This window comes from Colwellia sp. KS18-150 (assembly GCF_057551365.1).
In genome coordinates this window covers 84,783-107,764 of sequence record NZ_BAAJMC010000007.1, presented here as the reverse complement: position 1 = coordinate 107,764, position 22,982 = coordinate 84,783, and the positions used below count along the sequence as shown (strand labels likewise).

At 38.6% G+C, this 22,982-nt stretch carries 19 protein-coding genes; 10 read left to right on the top strand and 9 right to left on the bottom strand.

Annotation, left to right across the window (positions count from 1 at the left end; all coding sequences use genetic code 11):
- The first annotated feature begins 8 nt into the window (after positions 1-8).
- Positions 9-1,085 carry a patatin-like phospholipase family protein gene (locus tag AC27IF_RS11190; RefSeq protein ID WP_487054409.1) on the top strand — a complete coding sequence of 359 codons (1,077 nt, stop codon included), beginning with the start codon at positions 9-11 and terminating at the stop codon, positions 1,083-1,085.
- Between the two features lie 283 nt (positions 1,086-1,368).
- Here AC27IF_RS11190 and rpsO read toward each other — a convergent pair whose 3' ends face one another.
- The 7 genes from rpsO to rimP all read right to left on the bottom strand — a co-directional run bounded on the left by rpsO (position 1,369) and on the right by rimP (position 9,738).
- A complete protein-coding gene (gene rpsO / locus AC27IF_RS11185; protein ID WP_487054408.1) occupies positions 1,369-1,638 on the bottom strand; it encodes a 30S ribosomal protein S15 in 270 nt (89 codons plus the stop codon).
- A 167-nt stretch (positions 1,639-1,805) separates the two neighbouring features.
- A complete protein-coding gene (gltS, locus tag AC27IF_RS11180; protein ID WP_487054407.1) occupies positions 1,806-3,017 on the bottom strand; it encodes a sodium/glutamate symporter in 1,212 nt (403 codons plus the stop codon).
- 320 nt (positions 3,018-3,337) lie between these two features.
- Positions 3,338-4,285 carry a tRNA pseudouridine(55) synthase TruB gene (gene truB / locus AC27IF_RS11175; protein WP_487054406.1) on the bottom strand — a complete coding sequence of 316 codons (948 nt, stop codon included), beginning with the start codon at positions 4,283-4,285 and terminating at the stop codon, positions 3,338-3,340.
- 3 nt (positions 4,286-4,288) lie between these two features.
- Positions 4,289-4,693, bottom strand: a complete 405-nt coding sequence (gene rbfA / locus AC27IF_RS11170) for a 30S ribosome-binding factor RbfA (RefSeq protein ID WP_487054405.1) — start codon at positions 4,691-4,693, stop codon at positions 4,289-4,291.
- A gap of 205 nt (positions 4,694-4,898) precedes the next feature.
- On the bottom strand, positions 4,899-7,577 hold the full coding sequence (gene infB, locus AC27IF_RS11165; protein WP_487054404.1) for a translation initiation factor IF-2: 2,679 nt from the start codon (positions 7,575-7,577) through the stop codon (positions 4,899-4,901).
- A gap of 23 nt (positions 7,578-7,600) precedes the next feature.
- Positions 7,601-9,097: a transcription termination factor NusA gene (nusA, locus tag AC27IF_RS11160; RefSeq protein WP_487054403.1), complete on the bottom strand. Its 1,497-nt coding sequence runs from the start codon at positions 9,095-9,097 to the stop codon at positions 7,601-7,603.
- A 185-nt stretch (positions 9,098-9,282) separates the two neighbouring features.
- Complete coding sequence (gene rimP, locus AC27IF_RS11155; protein WP_487054402.1) at positions 9,283-9,738, bottom strand: ribosome maturation factor RimP; 456 nt, start codon at positions 9,736-9,738, stop codon at positions 9,283-9,285.
- 535 nt (positions 9,739-10,273) lie between these two features.
- Here rimP and AC27IF_RS11150 point away from each other — a divergent pair.
- The 8 genes from AC27IF_RS11150 (at position 10,274) to nth (ending at position 19,166) form a co-directional block, all read left to right on the top strand.
- Positions 10,274-12,184 carry an EAL domain-containing protein gene (locus tag AC27IF_RS11150; protein WP_487054401.1) on the top strand — a complete coding sequence of 637 codons (1,911 nt, stop codon included), beginning with the start codon at positions 10,274-10,276 and terminating at the stop codon, positions 12,182-12,184.
- Between the two features lie 177 nt (positions 12,185-12,361).
- Positions 12,362-12,943, top strand: coding sequence for an electron transport complex subunit RsxA (rsxA, locus tag AC27IF_RS11145; protein WP_487054400.1), 582 nt, complete (start codon positions 12,362-12,364; stop codon positions 12,941-12,943).
- Between the two features lie 5 nt (positions 12,944-12,948).
- Positions 12,949-13,515, top strand: a complete 567-nt coding sequence (gene rsxB / locus AC27IF_RS11140; protein WP_487054399.1) for an electron transport complex subunit RsxB — start codon at positions 12,949-12,951, stop codon at positions 13,513-13,515.
- A gap of 8 nt (positions 13,516-13,523) precedes the next feature.
- Positions 13,524-15,794, top strand: a complete 2,271-nt coding sequence (gene rsxC, locus AC27IF_RS11135) for an electron transport complex subunit RsxC (RefSeq protein ID WP_487054398.1) — start codon at positions 13,524-13,526, stop codon at positions 15,792-15,794.
- Position 15,795: 1 nt separating this feature from the next.
- Positions 15,796-16,902: an electron transport complex subunit RsxD gene (gene rsxD, locus AC27IF_RS11130; protein WP_487054397.1), complete on the top strand. Its 1,107-nt coding sequence runs from the start codon at positions 15,796-15,798 to the stop codon at positions 16,900-16,902.
- Positions 16,902-17,645 (top strand): electron transport complex subunit RsxG, encoded by a 744-nt coding sequence (gene rsxG / locus AC27IF_RS11125; RefSeq protein ID WP_487054396.1) that lies wholly within the window; start codon positions 16,902-16,904, stop codon positions 17,643-17,645. Before rsxD ends, rsxG begins: the two co-directional genes overlap by 1 nt.
- Complete coding sequence (locus AC27IF_RS11120; protein WP_487054395.1) at positions 17,629-18,435, top strand: electron transport complex subunit E; 807 nt, start codon at positions 17,629-17,631, stop codon at positions 18,433-18,435. Before rsxG ends, AC27IF_RS11120 begins: the two co-directional genes overlap by 17 nt.
- 71 nt (positions 18,436-18,506) lie before the next feature.
- Positions 18,507-19,166: an endonuclease III gene (gene nth, locus AC27IF_RS11115; protein ID WP_487054394.1), complete on the top strand. Its 660-nt coding sequence runs from the start codon at positions 18,507-18,509 to the stop codon at positions 19,164-19,166.
- Positions 19,167-19,250: 84 nt separating this feature from the next.
- Here nth and AC27IF_RS11110 read toward each other — a convergent pair whose 3' ends face one another.
- Both AC27IF_RS11110 and AC27IF_RS11105 read right to left on the bottom strand, forming a co-directional pair.
- Positions 19,251-21,230: a TonB-dependent receptor plug domain-containing protein gene (locus tag AC27IF_RS11110; protein WP_487054393.1), complete on the bottom strand. Its 1,980-nt coding sequence runs from the start codon at positions 21,228-21,230 to the stop codon at positions 19,251-19,253.
- Between the two features lie 88 nt (positions 21,231-21,318).
- Positions 21,319-21,663, bottom strand: coding sequence for a hypothetical protein (locus tag AC27IF_RS11105; RefSeq protein ID WP_487054392.1), 345 nt, complete (start codon positions 21,661-21,663; stop codon positions 21,319-21,321).
- A 341-nt stretch (positions 21,664-22,004) separates the two neighbouring features.
- Here AC27IF_RS11105 and AC27IF_RS11100 point away from each other — a divergent pair, with 341 nt between their 5' ends.
- Positions 22,005-22,922, top strand: coding sequence for a sensor domain-containing diguanylate cyclase (locus tag AC27IF_RS11100; RefSeq protein ID WP_487054391.1), 918 nt, complete (start codon positions 22,005-22,007; stop codon positions 22,920-22,922).
- The last annotated feature ends 60 nt before the right edge of the window (positions 22,923-22,982 follow it).

Sequence of the window (22,982 nt, the reverse complement as noted above, 5' to 3'; positions counted from 1 at the left end):
TATTAAAAATGCTTAATATTTACGCTGGCGAAAACGCCTTAAAAACCATTCAAGAACACGGCTTTAAACAAGAGATTTTCACTAACTTTTTAGGTGCTAGTGGCGGTCCTAAATGGTTTGCACTGCTTGGATTAGATAAATATCTCTTTGGTGATTTTTTTAAACATCGTCAAACAGAATTAAATCTTATCGGCTCTAGCGCTGGTGCTTTTCGTACGGCCTGTTTTGCACAACACGATCCTATTGCTGCCATCAGCCGTTTAGCAGATAAATATGCCCATATTACCTATTCAGATAAACCTTCGGTTGCTGAAATATCTCAATCCGCCTATGACATGCTCAGCCATGTTTTTAGCAAAACAGGGGTTGATGAAATTATCCACAATAAGGTCTTCAAAGCGCACTTCCTAGTAACTAAAAATAAGGGGCTCACTAGTTATGAAAATAAGCTAGTACAGGGCTGTGGTTTATTGGCGAGTATAATACTAAATAAAATTGACCGAAAACTACTGAACGGCCAGTACGAACGCTATATTTATCGTCCCTCATCGAGTCAACTTAAAATTAACGACCCTTATAATTTTACCAGTCACTATATCGATTTTACCACAGAAAATGTTGCCAACTCGTTGTTAGCTTCTGGCTCAATTCCTTTAATTATGTCAGGGATTAAAAACATAGCGAACTCCCCTCAAGGTACCTATCGAGATGGCGGTATCATTGACTACCATTTTGATTTTTCTTTGCAAAATGACAACGACACTAGTGAAGCATACGGTCAAGGCTTAACACTCTACCCTCATTTTAATGCTCAGCCTAAGGCTGGCTGGTTTGATAAAAGTTCTTCACGGCAAGTACTTAGCAAGAGTTACGGCAATACAGTATTGCTGGTACCCTCTGAGAAGTTTATCAATTCTCTACCATATCAAAAGATACCAGATAGAAATGATTTTAAAAATTTAGACGCTGATACACGCTTGAAGTATTGGTTAAAAGTATTAAGTGAAACTGATAGGTTAGCTGATGAATTAAATGAGTTTATCCATAAACAAGATCTAAATAAGGTAGAAAAGTTTATTGTATAGTTTGAAATGAATTATATTTAACCTGAACTCGGTTTAAGAGATTTTTAACTCGTTGAAATAAAATGATAAATATTTCAATCAATCTCTAACGTGATAGTTTTACTTAATTCAAGGCAAATTTCGCCTCAATAGCTGACCTATTGCAAGAAAATTTAACACAGAAGTCAATAAAAATAGTGGTTAGAGAAACATGTGTTAAGCCGATCTCAGGTTATTTAGACTGTATAAAACTAAAAAAGGAGCCTAAAGGCTCCTTTTTATTTCATTTGTTAAAAACAAATGATTAACGACGTAAACCTAATTTACCGATCAAAGCACCGTAACGTTCAGTGTTTTTACCTTTTAAGTAATCAAGTAATTTACGACGTTGTGCAACCATGCGTAATAAACCACGACGTGAGTGATGATCATGGATGTGCTCTTTGAAGTGACCTTGTAAGTGGTTGATTTGTGTAGTTAACAAAGCAACTTGTACTTCTGGTGAACCTGTATCACCTTCTTTTTGAGCGTATTCTGCAACGATTGCAGCTTTTTCTGTAGCATTTAAAGACATAATAAATCCTTAGTGTAAGAACTCTTACCATAATTGATAAAGAGCTATAATAACGACCTTAGCCAAACACTAATTCAGCCAAGGTAACGAAAGAGCGCGTATTCTATCAGGACAAGACAAAAAAGCAACTAGAAACACGCACTTTCGCCATTTTCGATTACTGTCAATTAGGGGGTAATAAATCCTAAACTTAAATAAACCTGTAATACCAGAGCGTTTGTTATATCAATAAAGAAAGCACCTACTAGCGGAACCACTAAAAAGGCCTGTGGTGATGGGCCGTAACGAGCGACTAATGATTCCATATTAGCTACAGCAGTTGGTGTTGCCCCTAGGCCAAACCCACAGTGTCCACCAGCAATAATTGCAGCATTGTAATTTTTTCCCATCACTCTAAAGGTAATGAAATAGGCAAAAAACATCAGAATAATAGCTTGCAAGATAATCAGAATAAACATTGGGCCGGCTAAATTAGCAAGCTCCCATATTTTAAGTGACATGAGCGCCATCGCTAAGAAAATGGATAATGCCATAGTCCCCCATAAATCAATACAAGCACGGCTGATATGATATCGTTTGGAAAACTCACATAGGTTGGTTGCTACTACACCGCATAGTAAAGGCAATAAAAATGACGGCAAAACTAAACCATTGGCTTTTAAAGTAACGTGTGCCAAATGACCAATGACCATACAAGTTAAAATGATAAACAAAGTTTCCATCATTTTTTTAGGTGTCACTAAATCATGATCTTCTGGATTAAAAGTTATCGTATCATCCAGCTCTTCATGATATTCATCAGCAGATAAATTATATTTGCTGATCAGTCGTTTACTCACAGGGCCACCAATCAAACCACCTAACACTAACCCCATGGTAGCCGCAGCCATTGCTAATTCAAGTACACCTGCACCTAATCCATACTCTGTTGTGAATAAATCAGCGTATGTAGCACCTGTGCCATGACCGCCAGAAAGTGTAACCGAGCCACCTATTAACCCCATTAATGGATCTAAACCTGCAATTAAAGCAACCCCAACCCCAACACCGTTTTGTAAAAACAAATATACTGTTGCTACCGCTAAAAAAAGGAGAACTTTAGGGCCGCCTTTAACCAGTAATGAAAAACTTGCTCCTAAACCCACAGTAGTAAAGAAAACAATCATCAATGGATTTTTAAAGCTCATATTAAAATTAAAATTCACATCAAAATAACCATGGGCAAAAGCAGCTAAAATTGAAAAAGCAATGCCACCAACAACAGGCTCAGGAATGTTGTTCTCACGTAAAAAAGCAATTTTTCCATTTAAAAAGTACCCTGAAAACAATATTAATAATGCTACCAATAATGTTTCAATAAGCCCTACATCTATATTCATTTATACATCAACCTTTATTATTATCTTATGCCAATCGGACTAATCAATTGAACACTGAGTGAGAATTAAAAGGCTTAGAGGCAAGGCATTGATTGAAGAGAATGGTTATTCAAGAGAATATGCTCCTGCATTTTCTAATCAGCTACATCCATGTAGCGCCCTTGTCAAAATCAATAACGCCGCATGTAATCCTTTTAAACTCGCCCTTCGGCAGTTCATTTCTTAAAGAGATAGACATTTCATCGCTAAAAATCCGCTATTTTAGGTAATAAAAAAGCGACAATTATGTCGCTTGTTAAAATCTATCTAGGAGTCAGTATTTATATTACGACGATTCGCTTCGGTGCAACTTGACCATCATCATCAATGATACCTACACCGATAAACTCTGCACTTTCATCGATTTCATCTTCACCAATATACACTTGAACACTTCCTTCCATAGGCGCTTTATAGGCTTTTACAGGGTTACCGTGGCGCAGAAAGTTAGCGGACATATCGTCTACATAAACAGCAGGCATTCCCTCTACCGCGCTTTGCATTGGTAACAGTAAGGGATCAAGTAACTCTGATGGAGTAATATCTTGCTCTTTAGCTTGTTCAAGTAACGCTTCTAGCTCAGCCAGCGTAACCATTTTATCAATAGGGTAACTACCGACAGCTGAACGCCTAAGATCGGAAACATGGGCTCCACAGCCTAATAACTCGCCTAAATCATCCACAATAGTGCGAATATATGTCCCTTTTGATACATGAATATTAAGCTCTACTTCATCATGTTCAAAGCGCAGTAATTCCAAAGAAAAGACTGTGATATCACGAGCTTCACGAGGAACCTCTATGCCTTCACGTGCATATTTATATAAGGGCTGACCTTGATACTTTAATGCTGAGTACATCGATGGTACTTGTTTAGTCGTGCCACGAAAACTATCAAGGGCAATAGCGAGTTGGTCACTCGAAACATCAACAGGCTTTTCGCTTACTATTTCACCATCAGCATCACTGGTAGTAGTTCGAATTCCCAGTTTTGCAATCACTTGATAAGTTTTATCAGTATCTAATAAAAACTGTGAAAACTTAGTGCCCTCACCTAAACATATAGGTAACATGCCCGTCGCAAGTGGATCTAATGCACCAGTATGCCCTGCTTTTTGGGCAAAATAGATACGTTTAACCGCTTGCAGAGCATGGTTTGATGACATTTCATAAGGTTTATCTAATAATAAAACGCCATTAATAGGACGACCTTTTCTACGCTTAGCCATACTCTATTCGCTCTTGTCACTTTCAGAACTGTCATTATCTGCATTTTGTGGTTTGTCACTGGCAACGGCTTGATCCACTAACGAGCTCATACGAACCCCTTCAGCCATCGACTTATCATAAACAAAGCGTAAATGCGGCATAATACGCGCACGTAGGCGTTTGCCTAATAACGAACGGATATACCCTTCAGCTTCAGTCAATACTGATAACGACGCTTCAATTTCTTCTGGCTTATCATTAAAAAATGTTACAAATACTTTTGCGTAAGCTAAGTCACGAGTAACTTCCACCGCTGATACTGTTGTCATGCTCAAACGAGGATCTTTAATTTCGCGCATCAAAATAACCGCGATTTCTTTTTGGATTTGCTGACCAACGCGGTCAGTACGGGCAAATTCTCTAGCCATCGTATACTCCTAAAAGCTGTACTAATAAATAACAGCTTTCTTCTTAAATTTTAAATTATCAACGCAAAAGGGGCATAAGCCCCTTTTGTATTTAACTGTTAGCTCAAAGCTAGTCTATTCAAATACAAGGCGGATGCACGGAGTTGACGTGAGTCAATGAGTACATCCAACGCAGTAGTTGATTCTACTAGCAATGAGATGATAGTTATAATGAACGTTTGACTTCAACCGTCTCAAATACTTCGATTTGGTCGCCAACACGCACATCATTGTAGTTCTTAACACCAATACCACACTCAGTACCGTTACGAACTTCTTGAACATCATCTTTAAAGCGGCGTAATGATTCAAGCTCACCTTCGTAAATTACAACGTTTTCACGTAATACACGAATTGGAGCACTACGTTTAATGGTACCTTCAGTAACCATACAACCAGCGATAGCACCAATCTTAGGCGACTTAAATACGTCACGTACCTGTGCAAGACCAATAATCTCTTGCTTAAACTCAGGAGCAAGCATACCGCTCATGGCTTGTTTGACTTCGTCAATCAAGGCATAGATAACGCTATAGTAACGTAAGTCTATATTTTCAGACTCTATTACTTTACGAGCAGCCGCATCAGCACGAACATTGAAACCAACAACAATAGCATTTGAAGCAGCTGCTAATGTTGCATCGGTTTCAGTGATAGCACCAACACCCGAACCAATTATTTTCACTTTTACTTCTTCAGTAGAAAGTTTTAACAATGAGTCTGAAATTGCTTCAAGTGAGCCTTGAACATCCGATTTAAGTACCACATTAACTTCTGATACTTCACCTTCTGCCATGCTAGAAAACATATTTTCAAGTTTAGATTTCTGCTGACGTGCTAATTTAACGTCACGGAATTTTCCTTGACGGTATAAAGCAACTTCACGTGCTTTCTTCTCGTCTTTAACAACCGTTGCTTCATCGCCTGATTGTGGAACACCACTTAATCCTAATATTTCTACTGGGATTGAAGGGCCAGCAGATTGAATGGCTTTACCATTCTCATCACGCATAGCACGTACACGGCCGTACTCTAGACCACAAAGAACAATATCGCCTTGTTTTATCGTACCTTCTTGAACAAGTACCGTTGCAACAGGGCCACGACCTTTATCCAGTTTAGATTCAACAACAACACCACTCGCCATTTTATCAACAATCGCTGTTAGCTCTAATACTTCAGATTGTAATAAAATTGAATCAAGTAACTCATCGATACCTAAGCCAGTTTTAGCTGATACGTGACAGAACTGAACATCACCACCCCAATCTTCTGGAATAACGTCATGCTGAGAAAGCTCAGTTTTAACGCGATCTGGGTCAGCAGTTTCTTTATCCATCTTGTTAACAGCGATAATGATTGGCGCTTCAGATGCTTTAGCATGCTGGATAGCTTCAATCGTTTGTGGCATTACACCATCATCAGCTGCAACAACAATAATAACGATATCGGTTGCTTTAGCACCACGTGAACGCATTGCTGTAAACGCAGCATGGCCTGGAGTATCTAAGAAAGTGATCATACCGTGACCCGTTTCTACATGATAAGCACCAATATGCTGAGTAATGCCACCCGCTTCACCATCAGCCACTTTCGCTTCACGAATGTGGTCAAGTAATGAGGTTTTACCATGGTCAACGTGACCCATGATAGTCACTACTGGTGCACGAGTAATTGCATCACCGGCATCGCCGCGATCTGCTAATACGGCTTCTTCGAGCGCATTCTCTTTCACAAGTACCACATTAAAGCCCATTTCTTCTGCTACTAATGCGGCAGTTTCTTGGTCAATAACTTGGTTAATGGTTGCCATTGCGCCCATTTTAAACATAGCTTTAACTACTTCAGCGCCTTTCTTAGCCATTTTATTCGCTAATTCTGCTACAGAAATAGTTTCACCGATACGAATATCTTGTACTTTAGTTTCAACAGGCTTAGTAAAGCCATGTTTTAAACTTTGCGGTGCAGACAAGGTTGCTTTACGGCCTTTACCTGAACGACCACCACGAGCATTTCTATCTTGAGGTGCTTTTTTCTTCTTACGACGACGGCCAGCGCCTTCATCGGCAGCATCAACTTTATCTTCAGCTTCTTGAGCGTACTTAGAAGAAGTAACGTGTACTACTTCTTTTTCTTTTGCTTTACGCTCTTCTTCTTGCTCTTTCCAGCGTGCTTCGTTTTCTTCTGCTAGTTTTCTAGCAGCTTCAGCAGCTTCTTTAGCTTCAGCTTCAATTTTAGCTGCGGCTTCTTTTTCTTGAGCTAAGCGAAGTTGTTTAGCTTCTTCAGTTTCTTCAACTTTAACAACCGGCGCTTTGTCTGCGTTCTTCGCTTTTTCTGCTGCGGCTTGTTTAGCTTTTTCTGCATGTTCAGCTTTTGCTGCAGCTTTACGTTCAGCTTCTGCTTCTGCTTTTGCTAACGCTACAGCACGTGCATTTTCAGCTTCTTTAGCAGCTAATTCAGCTTTTGCTGCAGCTTCTGCTTCAGCTTTTGCTGCGGCTTCTGCTTCTGCTTTTTCTGCTTCTGCTGCTAATTGCTGCTCTTCTAACTCACTACGTTTAACATAGGTACGTTTTTTACGTACTTCTACATTAACCGATTTAGCTTTTGAGCCGTGTCCCATAGTCAATGTCGACTTAGTTTTACGGTTAAGGGTTAGTTTATTAGGCTTTGCCGCTGACTCATCGCCATGCTGCTTCTTTAAATACCCTAACAATGATTCTTTTTCGTCTTGCGAAATAGCATCGGTTGCCGATTTGTTTACGCCTGAGTCAGCCAATTGGCTCACTAGACGATCCACCGGTGTACCAATTTCTTTGGCAAGTTCTGCTACTGTTATATCTGCCATTTACACTATTCTCCCGGTGTTAATTATTCTTCGTTAAACCAACAAATGTTACGTGCTGCCATTATTAGCTCACCCGCTTTGGTTTCATCTAATTCTTCAATATCACTAATTTCATCAATGCCTTGCTCAGCTAAGTCTTCCAGTGTACAAACACCGCGACTAGCTAAAACAAATGCTAAATGACGCTCTAGACCATCAAGGGCTAGTAAATCTTCAGCAGGCTCTGCACCTTCTAAAGTTTCTTCACTGGCTAATGCTTGTGTTGTTAATGCTTCTTTAGCACGGTCACGAAGCTCTTCAATAATCTCTTCATTTAAACCGTCAATTTCTAACATTTCAGCCACTGGCACGTAGGCTATTTCTTCTAATGAAGTAAAACCTTCTTCAGCAAGTAAAGTAGCAAAGTCTTCATCCAAGTCTAACTTGTCAATAAACAAGTTAAGTACTTTGTCGTTTTCTGCCTGATGCTTCTCTTTCATATCAGCAACAGTCATTACATTTAATTCCCAACCAGTTAACTGGCTAGCTAAACGAATATTTTGACCACTGCGACCAATAGCCATGGCCAAATTGCTTTCTTCTACCGCAATATCCATAGTGCCTTTGTCTTCATCAACAATGATAGAAGCAACTTCAGCAGGTGCCATCGCGTTGATAACATATTGTGCAACATTATCATCGAATAAAACGATATCTACACGTTCGCCGCCTAATTCACCTGACACAGCTTGTACACGAGAGCCACGCATACCAACACATGCACCAACAGGGTCTATTCGTTTATCATTACTTTTTACAGCAATTTTAGCACGAGAGCCAGGGTCACGAGCAGCGCCTTTAATTTCTAGCATTTCTTCGCCAATTTCTGGCACTTCAACACGGAACAACTCAACTAACATTTCAGGTTTAGTACGGCTAACAAATAATTGTGCGCCGCGAGCTTCTGGTTTAATTTCATATAATAAACCACGAACTCTATCGCCTGGACGGAAGCTTTCACGTGGTAACATGTCATCACGATAAATAATTGCTTCTGCGTTGTTACCTAAATCTAAAATAACACTTTCTCGGCTGGCTTTTTTCACTACACCAGTAACAAGTTCACCCACTTGTTCTTGGTAAGCTTCAACAACTAATGCACGCTCTGCTTCACGAATTTTTTGAACAATAACTTGCTTTGCTGTTTGTGTGGTAACACGATCAAATTTAACTGATTCAATTTGATCTTCAACATAATCACCAACAGTTAATTCTGCATTGTCATATTGAGCAGCAGCTAAACCAATCTCAGCATATGGATTTTCCATAGGCTCTGAACTGTCTTCAACAACTAACCAACGACGAAAGGTATCGAACTCACCAGAAATGCGGTCAATACATACACGTACGGCAATATCACCTTCATACTTTTTCTTAGTCGCTGTTTCTAAAGCAGTTTCCATTGCTTCAAAAATACTTTCTCTAGGTAATGCTTTTTCATTTGATACTGCATCAACAACCAGTAATATCTCTTTACTCATGCTCTTTTAATCCTAATTTTGGCGTAATCAGTCATTTTATATCCTGCCTAATCATAATTTATTAACTGAAAGTACTGATTGATATTCGTCAACTTCGTATTCAATTCTCAAAATTAAACCATACAACTTAAATTTGAACGATTACTGCTATTAAACTTAAAATCTATTCTTTTTCTAAACTAATTCTAAAATTTTGCGACAAGATTTGCTTTATCGACATTATTGATGACAAGTTCATAATCTATACCATCAACTTCTACTATTAATGTATCGTTTTCAATTGCTGATAAAACACCTTTAAATTTTCTACGGCCATTTAATGGCATAGATAATTTCACATTGATGGTTTCACCAATCACTTCTTGAAAGTGAGATAATTCAAATAAAGGTCTATCAACGCCTGGCGAGGAAACTTCTAAATTATATTCACTGCTTATAGGGTCTTCTACATCTAAAATAGCACCGACCTGACGACTAACTTCAGCACAATCATCAACATCAATGCCATTTTCATGGTCAATAAACAAACGTAAAACTGAATTATTACCCGCGCTGATAAACTCCACCCCCAGTAATGCTTTACCTGTTTCTTCCACGGCGGGACGAAGCATGTCAGTTAGTTTTTGTTCGAATTTAGCCAATCGTTTTTCCTCTTTATTTAAAATATATAACGCTATAACATAAGTTTTTCATTGCTCTGATAAATTTCAGATACAAAAAAAGGGCATATAGCCCAGCGTTTTTTTGCTGTAAATTGTCTGTTCGGCAATATTAATTCTCTATGCCTATAAACAAAAAAACCCCATAGCGGGGCCTATATCACTGACCCCAACATCTGAAATTAATTTAATTAGAGATGTTTATAACAAGAATAACATTCAACTTTTTATCTAGTTAAATGCCTCAGTGACATCTTGCTACCAACTTAAGACACCAAAAGGCGTATTTAAGATGGGCGAATTATATAGCGACAAAGCGGCAAGCGCAAGCTTGTTAGTGAATATAACTTAAAAATAAATTGGGAATTAATGCAAAAAATTAACTTATGCTTTACAATCAGTTAGTATAGCTTAAACAATCGTGCTATAACACATTATTGAGTACCAGTCTTTACTCGAGTTTATTCAGTTTAACTGACGGTAAAGTCGTTATTTTTGCGGAGCAATTTAATTTAACATGTACACATTTCCCCAGTTATTAATGAGAAATTCGATTTTAGCACTGATATTTATTTTTACTTTCAGTCTTTTTTCTATTTTCCTTTTATCATCTTTGCTTGAAGATAAAGCCCTTCAACAGCAACATACTATAAGCGCATTAACTGAGCAACTAACCGCTACAGGCGAACAACAAGATGCAAATTTAGTTGCCAATTTATTAAAGCAAGCAAGCGATTATGACAAATTAACTATAAGTAATCTCGCAGGAAAATCACTGGTAAGCTATAAAAATAACAATCCCGGCTTTGCAATGCCTTTTAGTGCTCCTGCAGTTAGAAAAGTTAATGTTAGTAAGCTTAATTTAGTCATCAGCTATCAACTTAATTTCTCAGGTGAATCTTCATTACTGTTAGCTATGTTCCTAATCTCAATAAGCTTAGTGTTAGCACTAGTTTTTTTCGCTGCAACTATGAGTACAAAACGCCATAAGGCGGTATTTACTGTAATTAGCCAACAGATTAAGCAAGATCTTGCTTTAGTAAATCATACCAACCTTCCTCCAGAAGATTACCAAGATAGTGATGATGATATTTTAGAGATACCTGAACTGAAAAAAGGCATTGCAGATATTAAGCAATTAATGACTAAGCAATTAGAAAATGCCATCAATTTAGAAAAAGAAGCGTATGTAGATCACTTAACGAAATTAGATAACCGTGGACGATTTGTACAATTTTATGAAAATCAAATAGTACAAGATAGCCCGGTTAAATTTGGTGTATTAATTATCACTCGTTGTTCTGAATTACAAACTATTAATCAAATTCATGGTTATAAAGAAGGTGACAATTACATTGCTAAAGTCGCCGAGATAATTAAGAAATCACTATCGACTTATAATGACGGTAGGCTCTTTAGATTAAATAGCTCTGACTTCGCATGTATCTTGCCCAATGTAAAATTGCCAGAAGCGGAAAAGCTCACTAAAGATCTTACGGCGGAGTTTAATGATTTCCAACAGTCTTCAGAGTTAGACTCTATCGCTTATTCCGGCTTAGTGGCTTTTGATAAAACTAACCCATTAGGCGAATTACTTGCCTTAGCTGATACTGGCGTGAGTGTTGCTCAAACACAAAGTGCAAACTCTTGGTACTCTCAGAAAGACTCAGATATTTTACAAAAAAATAGCAGTGGTTACGGTAATCAAAACTGGCGTCAAGAAATTGATAGCGTAATAGAAAATCATCGAGTTACTTTATTATTACAACCTATTCAACCTAGTGGTCGTAATAGTAAAGTATATGGTGAAGTTTTAGCACGTTTTCTTAACTCAAATGATGAGATGTTACCGACAGCCTCTTTTATCGCAATGGCAGAGAAGCTTGATAAGATCATTGCCATCGATAAATTAATCATCGATACCACGATTAGAGAAATAGTAAATAAAAATATGCTAGAGCACAGTTTTGGTATCAATATCAGTGCTCGTAGTATTAGCGATGAACATTTTATGATTTGGTTAGAGCGTAAATTGTTACGCGAACCTAAAGTGGCTCCTCGATTAATATTTGAAATCACCGAATACGGTTTACAACAAAACATTAAAACCAGTAAACGATTAATTGATATGCTACATCGCGTAGGCTCTCGTGTCACTGTAGAACGCTTTGGTGTTGGTTTAACCTCATTTAAATTCTTTAGGGACTTAACCCCTGATTACATTAAAATGGATAGTTCTTATACTCGTGATATCGATGATGATAAGAATAATCAATACTTCTTGCGCTTAATGGTTGATTTAGCTCACCGTCTCAGTATTAACGTCTTAGCTGAAAGTGTTGAGAGTCAAGAAGAAAAACATACACTTGAAAAGCTATTTATCGATGGCTGTCAAGGCTTCTATATAGGTAAACCCACCCCTTTATAAGTAGTTATTCTTCAACCTAATATAAAAATAACCAAGCATAGTCAAAGTGCTTGGTTTTTTTTCATCTAAATCCAGTAAAAATCAATAACCCTACCGTTAGTAGTATTGTTATATGTAATAAAAAAAAGGATAATACTGATAATCATATTATAAACAACTTCCTGACTTGTAACGCAAATGACCGATTACATTCTGCTGCTCATTGGCACAGTACTAGTAAATAATTTTGTTTTAGTACAATTTCTTGGCTTATGCCCATTTATGGGAGTTTCTTCACGCACTGAAACTGCCATTGGCATGTCCTTTGCCACAACTTTTGTATTAACTTTAGCCTCGTTATTAAGTTATTTAGTGACTAATTATATTTTAGTGCCGCTTAATCTCGAATACTTAACAACAATGAGCTTTATTTTAATCATTGCCGTAGTTGTACAATTTACTGAGGTGGTTGTCCATAAAACCAGTAGCAGCCTTTATCGTCTTCTCGGTATATTTTTACCGTTAATTACCACAAACTGTGCCGTGCTTGGCGTTGCCTTACTTAACTTAAGGTTACAACATAACTTTTTTGAATCAATCGTCTATGGATTTGGCGCTGCAGCAGGCTTTTCTTTGGTTCTAATTATGTTTTCGGCGATGCGAGAAAAACTTGCCAACGCTGACGTGCCGACTCCATTTAAAGGTGCAGCAATTGCCATGATTACCGCAGGTTTAATGTCTTTAGCCTTTATGGGCTTTACTGGCCTAGTTAAACTTTAGGTGCAATGGATCTTATGATAAATATATTAATTGCCATTATTGTTTTAGGTTTTATCGCAGCATTATTTGGTGCACTACTAGGCTATGCTTCTGTCCGCTTTCATGTTGAAGGCGATCCTATCGTTGAGCAACTTGATGCGTTATTACCTCAAACTCAATGTGGTCAATGCGGATACCCTGGCTGTAAACCTTATGCGGAAGCTGTCGCTAATGGTGAAGCCATTAATAAGTGTGCTCCTGGCGGCGAAGACACTATTAAAAAAATCGCTGATTTAATGGGGGTCGATGTTCAGCCGCTGGATGAAAATCATGAGCAAGAGACAGGCCCTAAGGTTGCCTTTATTATTGAAGAAGACTGCATTGGCTGTACTAAATGCATTCAAGCTTGCCCTGTTGATGCCATATTAGGTGCGGCAAAACAAATGCACACAGTTATTGTTGACGAATGTACGGGTTGTGATTTATGTGTTGCTCCCTGCCCTGTTGATTGTATTGAAATGCGTCCTATTCCTGACACAATTCAAAACTGGCAGTGGGATTTAAATAAAATTGCTGTTAAGCAGTTAGATTAGAGGGCGCAATGGAATCAATTATTGAACGCTTAACACAAGGCAAACTTTGGAATTTCCACGGTGGTATACATCCACCTGAGCAAAAGCAAATAACTAATGAAAAACCAATTAGGCAACTACCATTACCTAAGCAGCTTATTTTACCGCTTCAGCAACATATTGGACGCCAAGGTGATTTATTAGTTAACGTTGGCGATAAAGTGTTAAAGGGCCAAGCCTTAACGCAAAGCTTTAATCCAATGGCAGTACCTGTTCACGCACCAACAAGCGGCACAATTAGCGCAATTAAAAAATCGGTTATTGCTCACCCATCAGGTATGAGTGAGCTTTGCTTATTCATTGATGTTGATGGTGAAGATACTTGGCGCTCACGTGAAATATGCCAAGACTTCACGCAACTTAACCGTCAAGAAATCATCAGTAAAATCGCTAATGCTGGTATTGCTGGAATGGGCGGAGCAGGTTTTCCAACTCATATAAAAGTAAACACCAAACCTGATATTAATTTTTTAATTATTAATGCTGCTGAGTGCGAGCCCTATATAACTTCAGATGATTTATTGATGCGCGAACACAGCGCAACAATTGTTGATGGTATAAAAATACTCGACCATTTGCTTAATCCTGCATTTATCTTAATTGGTATTGAAGATAACAAGCCTGAAGCAATTAAAGCCCTAAAACAAGCAACAGAAGCGATTGAAAAAATTAAAGTTTGCGTTTTACCGACCAAGTACCCTAGCGGTGGTGAAAAACAATTAATTAAGCTATTAACCGGTAAAGAAGTTAACAGCGGCAGCTTACCTATAAGCTCAGGTATCGTCGTTCAAAATGTTGCCACTTGTTTTGCAATCAGTGACGCGGTTATTAATGACACGCCACTTATTCGCCGTGTAGTCACTCTCACCGGTCGAGCATTAGCAAAACCTCAAAATGTTTGGGCATTACTTGGAACACAAGTAAGTTATCTCCTTGAACAAACGGGGTTTAACAATGAAAGCGATGAATCATCAAACAAAAGTACGCCATTAGCTACACCTCCCGTCATTATGGGTGGGCCTATGATGGGCTTTAGTATTTTAAACGAGCAAGTACCCATTGTTAAAACGAGTAACTGTATTCTAGCGCCTAGCCGCAAAGAAATGCCAAGTGCTTTTGATAACAATTCTAACGAAGTAGAATGTATACGTTGTGGTCAGTGTGCTGACGTTTGCCCTAGCCAGCTTTTACCTCAGGAGCTGCAATGGAGTGCAAAAGCGAAAGACTATAATCAACTAGCTAAACTGAACTTATTTGACTGCATCGACTGCGGTGCGTGCGCCTATGTGTGTCCAAGCCAAATTCCTTTAGTCCAATATTACCGCGTAGCTAAAGCTGAAATTCGTCAACAACAGCAACTTGATATAAAAGCTGAAAAAGCAAAAGAACGATTTGAAGCGCGTAAATTGCGACTTGAGCGAGATAAAAAAGCAAGAGAAGAAAAAAGTAAAAAAGCAGCCGCAGCTCGCAAAGCAGCGATGAATAAAAAGACACCTGAAGCTGGCGCAGCTAAATCTGCCGTTGCAGCAGCCCTTGCTCGAGTAAAAGCAAAAAAAGCTGCTAAAGGCTCTGTTGATGAATCTACATCGACACACAACCCTGTACAAGATAATAACGTAACAGAAGCACCTGTTAGCGCTGAAGTGACTGATGAAAAGTCACAAGTGAAAGCGGCAATTGCCAGAGCAAAAGCTAAAAAGCTTGCTAAAAAAGGCTCTGTTGATGAATCTACATCGACAAACAACCCTGTACAAGATAATAACGTAACAGAAGCATCTGTTAGCGCTGAAGTGACTGATGAAAAGTCACAAGTGAAAGCGGCAATTGCCAGAGCTAAAGCTAAAAAGCTTGCTAAAGCGAGAGCTAGCACAACCTCAAGTTCAAATGAAAAAACACCTGAAGATATAAATACACCTGCTGTTATCGAGACTGACCCGGCTGCAGATAAAAAAGCTAAAATAGCTGCAGCAGTAGCTAAAGCTAAAGAGAAGGCGAAAGAGAAGGCAAAAGCTAAACAAGCAATATCACCTTCAGACTCTGAACAAACGAATTCGGTTAAGACGTCTCAGGCAAATCAAAAAGATGATAACGAAGTCAACGATAAAAAAGCTAAAATAGCCGCAGCTGTAGCTAAAGCAAAAGAAAAAGCACGTGCAAAGGCAAAAGCGAAAATGGCGGAAAAATCACAGCCTAAAGCGGCAGAATCTACCTATGAACATAATAGCGATGAAATAAAATAATATGGCTTTTTGGATAGCAAGCTCACCTCATAATCATAATCAAACAGAAACATCAGCATTGATGCGGCTTGTCATATACGCTCTTATACCGGGTATATGTGCACAATGGTATTTCTTTGGTTGGGGCAACTTAATTCATATTTCTTTAGCGATAATCACTGCCCTCATTAGTGAGTTTATTGTTTTATCATTGCGTAGTAAGCATGGTAATAGCAGCTCAAACAAACAAGCGATTAGCAAGCAACTTGGTGATGGCAGTGCTATTCTTACGGCAATATTATTAGGCATAAGTTTACCCGCTTTAGCACCTTGGTGGCTGACGATTATTGGTGTTATCTTTGCTATCGTTGTGGTTAAACAGCTCTACGGTGGTTTAGGTCAAAACCCATTTAACCCTGCTATGGCAGCTTACGTGATGTTATTAATTTCCTTTCCTGTACAGATGACCTCTTGGCAGCCTCCTCTATCATTAATGTCTGTAGATTTAACATTAAGCAATACAATTAATACCATATTTACAGGTTTTAGCAGCGAAGGTTACTCCGTTGAACAGCTAAGAACGAGTATTGATGGTTTTACTATGGCAACTCCTTTAGATACTTTGAAAACGGATGCGAGCTTAGGCTTAACTGTTTATGAAAGTATGCAAAAACAAGTATTTGGACCTAACTTTTCTGTAGGTTGGGAGTGGATTAACGCCGCATTCTTAATCGGCGGAATATTATTAATTGCTAAAAAAGCCATTGCTTGGCAAACACCTTTGAGCTTTTTATTGAGTTTATTTATCTGTACATTTATCGCCTACAGTGCCAGCCCAGATAACAGTGCATCAACTATGTTTCACTGGCTAAGTGGTGGTTGTATGTTAGGGGCCTTCTTCATTTTAACCGACCCTGTAACGGGTGCCACAAGTGCGAAAGGTCGTTTGATTATTGGTGCGCTTGCTGGCTTACTAGTATACGTGATAAGAGATTTTGGTGGTTATCCAGACGGCGTTGCCTTTGCGGTGCTACTTTGTAATATGGCGGCACCATTGATCGATCAATACACTCGTCCACGAACATACGGTCATGCAGCAGAGATAACTAAACAGCAGGCAGGTAAATAATGACTGAGCCAAACCTTCAAAATGACAATAATGAAGTAAAAGAAACAACGAGTATTTTTCGTTTACCTATTCAAAAAAACAGTCAAATTTTAGCAATTTTTGCCATCGCTTGTACGGCGATAGTAGGCTTAGTTTATGAGCTCACTAAAGAAGAAATTCAAGCACAAGCTCAACAGCAATTATTATCTACTTTGCATAGCATCATTGAGCCCAGCCGTTATGACAGTGATATTACAAAAGATTGTGTGAATTTCAGTTTTCTCCCACAAGTTGATGGGCAAGATAACTCAACTACTGCAACCGCTTATATTGCCCGAAAATCAGGAGATGTTATTGCAATGGCAATGACCAATACGGCCCCTGATGGTTACAATGGCGATATAGACCTTATTATTGCGATAAATATGGATGATACGGTTAGCGGAGTACGTGTACTAAAACATAAAGAAACCCCCGGCCTTGGTGATAAAGTAGAGCTACGCAAAAGTGATTGGATCACTAGCTTTACCGGAAAAGATATTATATCTGAAACAGATAACCGTTGGGCTGTTAGTAAAGATGGCGGTATGTTTGATCAATTTACTGGTGCAACTATCACTCCTAGAGCCGTAGTAAATACTACAAAAGATACGCTACTATTTTTTAAGAAGAATAAGCAAAGTCTATTAACCCTTGCTAACGCTTGTGATGTTAGTGAAGAGCAAGAGTCAACAAGCCGCGAGGTAAATGATGACAACAAATAATGAGCAAATATCAGAAACTGATATTGATTCAACATTACCAAACGCTGATACCGAAGCAGACCTAGCCGCCAAAGCGCAAAAAAAAGCTGAGCTTAAAAAAGAATATAAAGAGCTTGCGATACAAGGTTTGTGGAAAAACAACCCCGGTTTAGTGCAATTACTAGGGCTTTGTCCATTACTTGCTGTTACCGCAACCGTTACTAATGCTCTTGGCTTAGGTTTGGCGACGTTATTAGTATTGATATGCTCTAACGCGACAGTATCCGCTATTCGCCAATGGGTACCTAAAGAAATTCGAATTCCTATTTTTGTACTCATTATTGCCGCCTTCGTAACCTGCGTGCAATTATTAATGAATGCCTATACCTTCGGCATCTATCAATCACTTGGGATATTTTTACCCCTAATCGTCACCAATTGCGCCATAATTGGTAGAGCTGAAGCATATGCTTCTAAGAACCCGATAAAGCAAGCCAGCTTTGATGGTTTAATGATGGGATTAGGTTTTGCCTTAGTGCTTTTTGTACTTGGCGCTATACGTGAAATCCTAGGGCAAGGTACCTTATTTGATGGCGCCAATTTATTATTTGGTAATTGGGCTACAGTTTTGCGTATTGAAGTTTATCAATTAGATAGTCAGTTTTTACTCGCTATCCTACCGCCTGGAGCTTTCATCGCCATGGGTTTTATTATCGCACTGAAAAATGCGATTGATAATCACTTAAAACAACGTCAACCTAAGGTTAGTGAGCAAACCATAGAAAGAGTTCGAGTCAACTTTGATTCATAACACTTAAGTTATAGTCGCTAAAATATGTCCTGAATGGGTAAGCTTTACCTAAGAAATAGTGAACAATAATAATGAATAAAGAAAAACGTGTAGAGATGTTGACTAGGTTACATGATGATAACCCTAACCCAACAACAGAATTAAACTTTTCATCCCCGTTTGAGCTACTTATTGCTGTTCTTCTTTCAGCTCAAGCTACCGATGTAGGTGTGAATAAAGCAACAGCAAAGCTTTATCCTGTCGCCAATACCCCACAAGCTATTTTAGACCTAGGCTTAGAGGGGTTGATCTCATATGTCAAAACCATAGGCCTTTTTAATACTAAAGCCAAAAACACCCTGAAAACCTGCCAAATGTTGGTTGATTTACACGGCGGTGAAGTCCCCGAAGATAGAGCGGCGCTAGAAGCCTTGCCTGGTGTTGGTAGGAAAACGGCCAATGTTGTTCTGAATACCGCCTTTGGCCAGCTAAAAGATAATGGAGGTAAATACTTCCTTGCGGTAGATACTCATATCCAGCGACTTGCAAACCGCACAGGTTATGCAAAAGGTAAAACGGTTGAACAAACTGAGCAAGCAATAATAAAGAATACTCCAAATAAAACAGAATTCATGTTCAATTTACATCATTGGTTTATTCTTCATGGCCGTTATACCTGTACTGCAAGAAAGCCCAAATGCGGCTCATGTATTATCGAAGATTTATGTGATTTTAAGGAAAAAACAGAGTAAAAACACTCGTACAACATGATAAAAAACATATAAGGAGGTAATTTAACTTACCTCCCAAATACCTATTTTGTAATTTCAAAAACTTTAGTGGCCAAATTGAACACGAATACCTGCATTAACAGTAAAGCCATCATTACGTGACCAGATATCCGTAGTCCAACGGCCGCTTGGAGCTTGTTCTGGTAGCAATAACGACTCATCTTTGGTTTGGCGTACATTAAGTAAATTCTCTGCATTTAAAAAATAACTCACTCTGCCAACAGTAATTTGACCAAGTAACCCTAAATGCCAATATGCATCACTTTTGTCACGATACGGGTTACCTTCTAGATGCTGTGTACCTGTGTAGTAGGCTTCAAAGCCAACTAGATGACTACCATGCTCTTCCCACATAATCACCGCACCTGCAGAGTGCTTTGGTGTAAGTGTTAAAGGCTCTCGGCCAATGCCTGACTGACTTTGTTTACTGGCATCAGTGTACAAATAACTCCCCGTTAATTTAATGTCATGCCAACGATAGCGAAGCAGTAATTCAGCACCACGAATTTCGCTTTTACCTGAGGCATTTACAATGCGTACTTGTTTATCGGAGTTAATATCATATGAAGGGATCACCTCAAGCTCGGTAACATTATCAACATCAGATGCAAACAAGGTCAGGCTCGTTTCAACACTGTCAACGAGATAACTAATATCAATTGCTGCAGTAGTAGCCTGCTCTTCTTCAAGGTTTTCAAGCGGTGTTAGACGTGATAACCCGGCGTCTTCAATGTCTTCAATAAAGGGAGTTGGAGCAAAAAAACCCTGACCATAAGAGCCACGTACAGTCCAATTTTCTGGGCTATATAACATAGAAATTCGCGGACTTACTTGCGTGCCATATTCACTGTGCCAATCAGCACGGGCACTAAGTGACAGTGAAATATCATCACTTGCGTCATAATCAATTTGCGAGAATAATCCCGGCACTTGGTAATTGTAGTTAAACTCGGAATAATCATTTGAGTCAAAACGATCTGATTGGTAGGCAATACCAACAAGCCAAGCGGTGGTGTCACTATATCCCGACACACTAGATTCAAGTAAGTAACTTTCATGAATGTCATTTTCTTCTACCAAGCCATTTACATGGTCGTGCTCTTGGCGCATAGCCGAGCCACGTACATTAAGGTTAAGCACATCTCCTAGTGGTTGATCAAAAATCAAACCACTGTCAAGTCTTAGCGAATCTTGGCTTTGTTCAAATGGGTTACCATCTGGTACAGTTGCTCCTTCAACTGTACCACCTAGTCGCTCTTCCATCATAGCGCCAAAAGTTAGATATAGATTGGCACCACTTTCGCTTTCCCAATAAACTCGCGGGCGAATGGTTGCACGTTGATACTCTGCCATATCAATCCAACCATCACTATCTAAATCTTGTTGCTCTTGATTGTGTAAGCCAGCAGTTACCGACGCGCTAGTCGCGTCATTTATCGGCGAGGAAAAATATGTAGTGATATCTTGCCCATTTTTCGATGTCGCATTCAATAACACTTCCCCTTCAACTTCATTTGATGGGGTTCGAGAAATCAAGTTAATTACCCCACCAAGTGCTGAGCCACCATAAAGTGATGATGCCGAACCTTTTATGATTTCAACATTAGCAAGATCAGTTGGAGGTATTTGTAATAAGCCAATCGATGCGGTTTGACCACCGTATAGCGGTAAACCATCACTCAGTAATTGTGTATAACGACCATACATACTTTGCAATCGAATATTGGCACTGCCTAAAGCTGGTGAAGTATTTTGAACACGCACTCCGCCAGTTTCTGCAACCAGCATAGAAATGTTGCCTGGCCTCATTAAGGCTTTTTCTTGAATTTCTTCGCCGTTAATTATCTCTGTACGAGTTGCAGACTCTGTCACAATTCGGCCAAGTCGAGATGCGGTTACTTGGATTTTTTCAATTTTACTTTCGCCATGCTCATGATGGTCGTCATGGTGTTCATCTTCACTAGCGTAAGATATTGAAGGAACGAACAGCACCACAAGTGCTATTTTTGAATATTGATTAAGCATTTTTTACCTCAAATAATGCTAAAAATTGTGAAACTTTCACAATTAATGAATAAATTTTAGTGTTGTCTAGGGTATGAGTGTAAGTAATCTAGGAGGTAAAAATTGGCGGCCGATAAAGAGATGTGGCGATAAAGTGCGTATTTTTTGTTGCTAATGACAGCAAAGACTCACCTAAAACCGCTAACTGTGACAGAGGAAGGCTGTTATTTAAATACGCAATAGAAGCGCATGTATTTACAGGGCAAATGCATTCGCCTTCACAACATTCAACTTCACAACAATCATCACTATTTTCTGATAAGTTGGCGCTATTATTATCATTCATCAAAGCTTGCTGCTGTATGCTTGTCTGGAGCTCTTTGCTCTCGTGATATGACGTCATAAAATGATAAGTCACTGTTTGCCCTATAAAGGCAACCAGAAGTGTTATCATAATTAGCAATTTTGACAATGGTTTAAGCATATATAACTCGAATAAAAATCGTGGTCATTGTAGGTGCTTTTAAGATATATGTGAAGGGGAAATTAGTATAAACCTTCTACTAATAGAACAGCTCATATTTCTTTAAGATTTCGAGGTTAATCTCAAGCTATTTTACCCTGAGTAAAACATCCTGAAGTAGCGTTCTAGGAGTTTTCATTAAAATAAAGGCTCGCAATAAGGTACTTGAAGTTAACGCTATAATTAAAACAGAAAATAAGCTGTATTAACATAAGGATTGTCGATAAAATAGACAGCACACTCAATGAATAATTAAGAGAATGGAGTCTATTATGATCATTGTTAAAGGTGATAGCTTAGAAGCTGATTTAAAGCTTTGTCGATTGGTTTTAGATGATATTGGTGCCTATGTTTTTGTTAAAGATATCAATAAAATATACATTTATGCTAACCAACTAACAGAAGCGTTATTTAAAGATCGCTTTGATACCATTATTGGTAGAGGAGATGATGAATTATTTGATATAGAAACCTCTACTGATATTACGGAAAACGACGATAAAGTACTTAATCTTGGCCAATCGATTAAAAAGAAAGAAGTAAACATACTCAAATCAACAGGTGAGAAAAAAGTATACCTGTCAGTTAAAAAGCCCATTTTCAATCAAAACCATGAAGTGATTGGCATAATGGGAATATCAACCGATATCTCTGAAATAAATTCATTAAAAGAAGAGTTAGAAGTACAAGCGACAACAGATCATTTAACAGGGTTATTTAATCGCCGTTTCTTCTTTGATTTAGCCCGAAGAACATTCTCCGAATCTGCTCGACATAACAAACCATTGTCAATCATCATGCTAGATATCGATCTATTTAAAAGAATAAATGATAAATACGGACACCCAGTTGGTGACATCATAATCAAATTTGTTAGCTTACAAGCACGAAGTTTATTAAGACAGGAAGATATACTCGCTCGAGTAGGAGGTGAAGAGTTTACGATATTATTACCGAATACCGACTTGAAAGCGGCTCAATTAATTGCGGAAAAAATTAGATCTCATATTGATTCTCAAAGTGTCAGTGGCGAATGGCTTGGTGCAATAGAGCCTAAAATAAGTTTAGGTGTAGCAACCTTTAATGAGGGTGACACTGAATTTCATGAAATGTATACTCGCTCCGACAAAGCACTCTATGAAGCTAAATATTCAGGTAGAAATAAAGTATTCTCGGCGGTTCGAGTGTAACCAAAAAGAAAGTACCTATTACTTCAGCTCAACGCACAATTTAAGAAGCCAAACTCAAGT

Bases quoted from the DNA above. Each gene is read 5' to 3' on its own strand.
- rsxB (WP_487054399.1), top strand. From the start codon at position 12,949: ATGGATCTTATGATAAATATATTAATTGCCATTATTGTTTTAGGTTTT.
- AC27IF_RS11150 (WP_487054401.1), top strand. From the start codon at position 10,274: ATGTACACATTTCCCCAGTTATTAATGAGAAATTCGATTTTAGCACTG.
- rsxD (WP_487054397.1), top strand. From the start codon at position 15,796: ATGGCTTTTTGGATAGCAAGCTCACCTCATAATCATAATCAAACAGAA.
- nth (WP_487054394.1), top strand. From the start codon at position 18,507: ATGAATAAAGAAAAACGTGTAGAGATGTTGACTAGGTTACATGATGAT.
- rsxA (WP_487054400.1), top strand. From the start codon at position 12,362: ATGACCGATTACATTCTGCTGCTCATTGGCACAGTACTAGTAAATAAT.
- infB (WP_487054404.1), bottom strand. From the start codon at position 7,577: ATGGCAGATATAACAGTAGCAGAACTTGCCAAAGAAATTGGTACACCG.
- AC27IF_RS11110 (WP_487054393.1), bottom strand. From the start codon at position 21,230: ATGCTTAATCAATATTCAAAAATAGCACTTGTGGTGCTGTTCGTTCCT.
- rpsO (WP_487054408.1), bottom strand. From the start codon at position 1,638: ATGTCTTTAAATGCTACAGAAAAAGCTGCAATCGTTGCAGAATACGCT.
- AC27IF_RS11105 (WP_487054392.1), bottom strand. From the start codon at position 21,663: ATGATAACACTTCTGGTTGCCTTTATAGGGCAAACAGTGACTTATCAT.
- rsxG (WP_487054396.1), top strand. From the start codon at position 16,902: ATGACTGAGCCAAACCTTCAAAATGACAATAATGAAGTAAAAGAAACA.
- rsxC (WP_487054398.1), top strand. From the start codon at position 13,524: ATGGAATCAATTATTGAACGCTTAACACAAGGCAAACTTTGGAATTTC.
- rbfA (WP_487054405.1), bottom strand. From the start codon at position 4,693: ATGGCTAGAGAATTTGCCCGTACTGACCGCGTTGGTCAGCAAATCCAA.
- AC27IF_RS11100 (WP_487054391.1), top strand. From the start codon at position 22,005: ATGATCATTGTTAAAGGTGATAGCTTAGAAGCTGATTTAAAGCTTTGT.
- AC27IF_RS11190 (WP_487054409.1), top strand. From the start codon at position 9: ATGCTTAATATTTACGCTGGCGAAAACGCCTTAAAAACCATTCAAGAA.
- truB (WP_487054406.1), bottom strand. From the start codon at position 4,285: ATGGCTAAGCGTAGAAAAGGTCGTCCTATTAATGGCGTTTTATTATTA.
- AC27IF_RS11120 (WP_487054395.1), top strand. From the start codon at position 17,629: ATGATGACAACAAATAATGAGCAAATATCAGAAACTGATATTGATTCA.
- nusA (WP_487054403.1), bottom strand. From the start codon at position 9,097: ATGAGTAAAGAGATATTACTGGTTGTTGATGCAGTATCAAATGAAAAA.
- gltS (WP_487054407.1), bottom strand. From the start codon at position 3,017: ATGAATATAGATGTAGGGCTTATTGAAACATTATTGGTAGCATTATTA.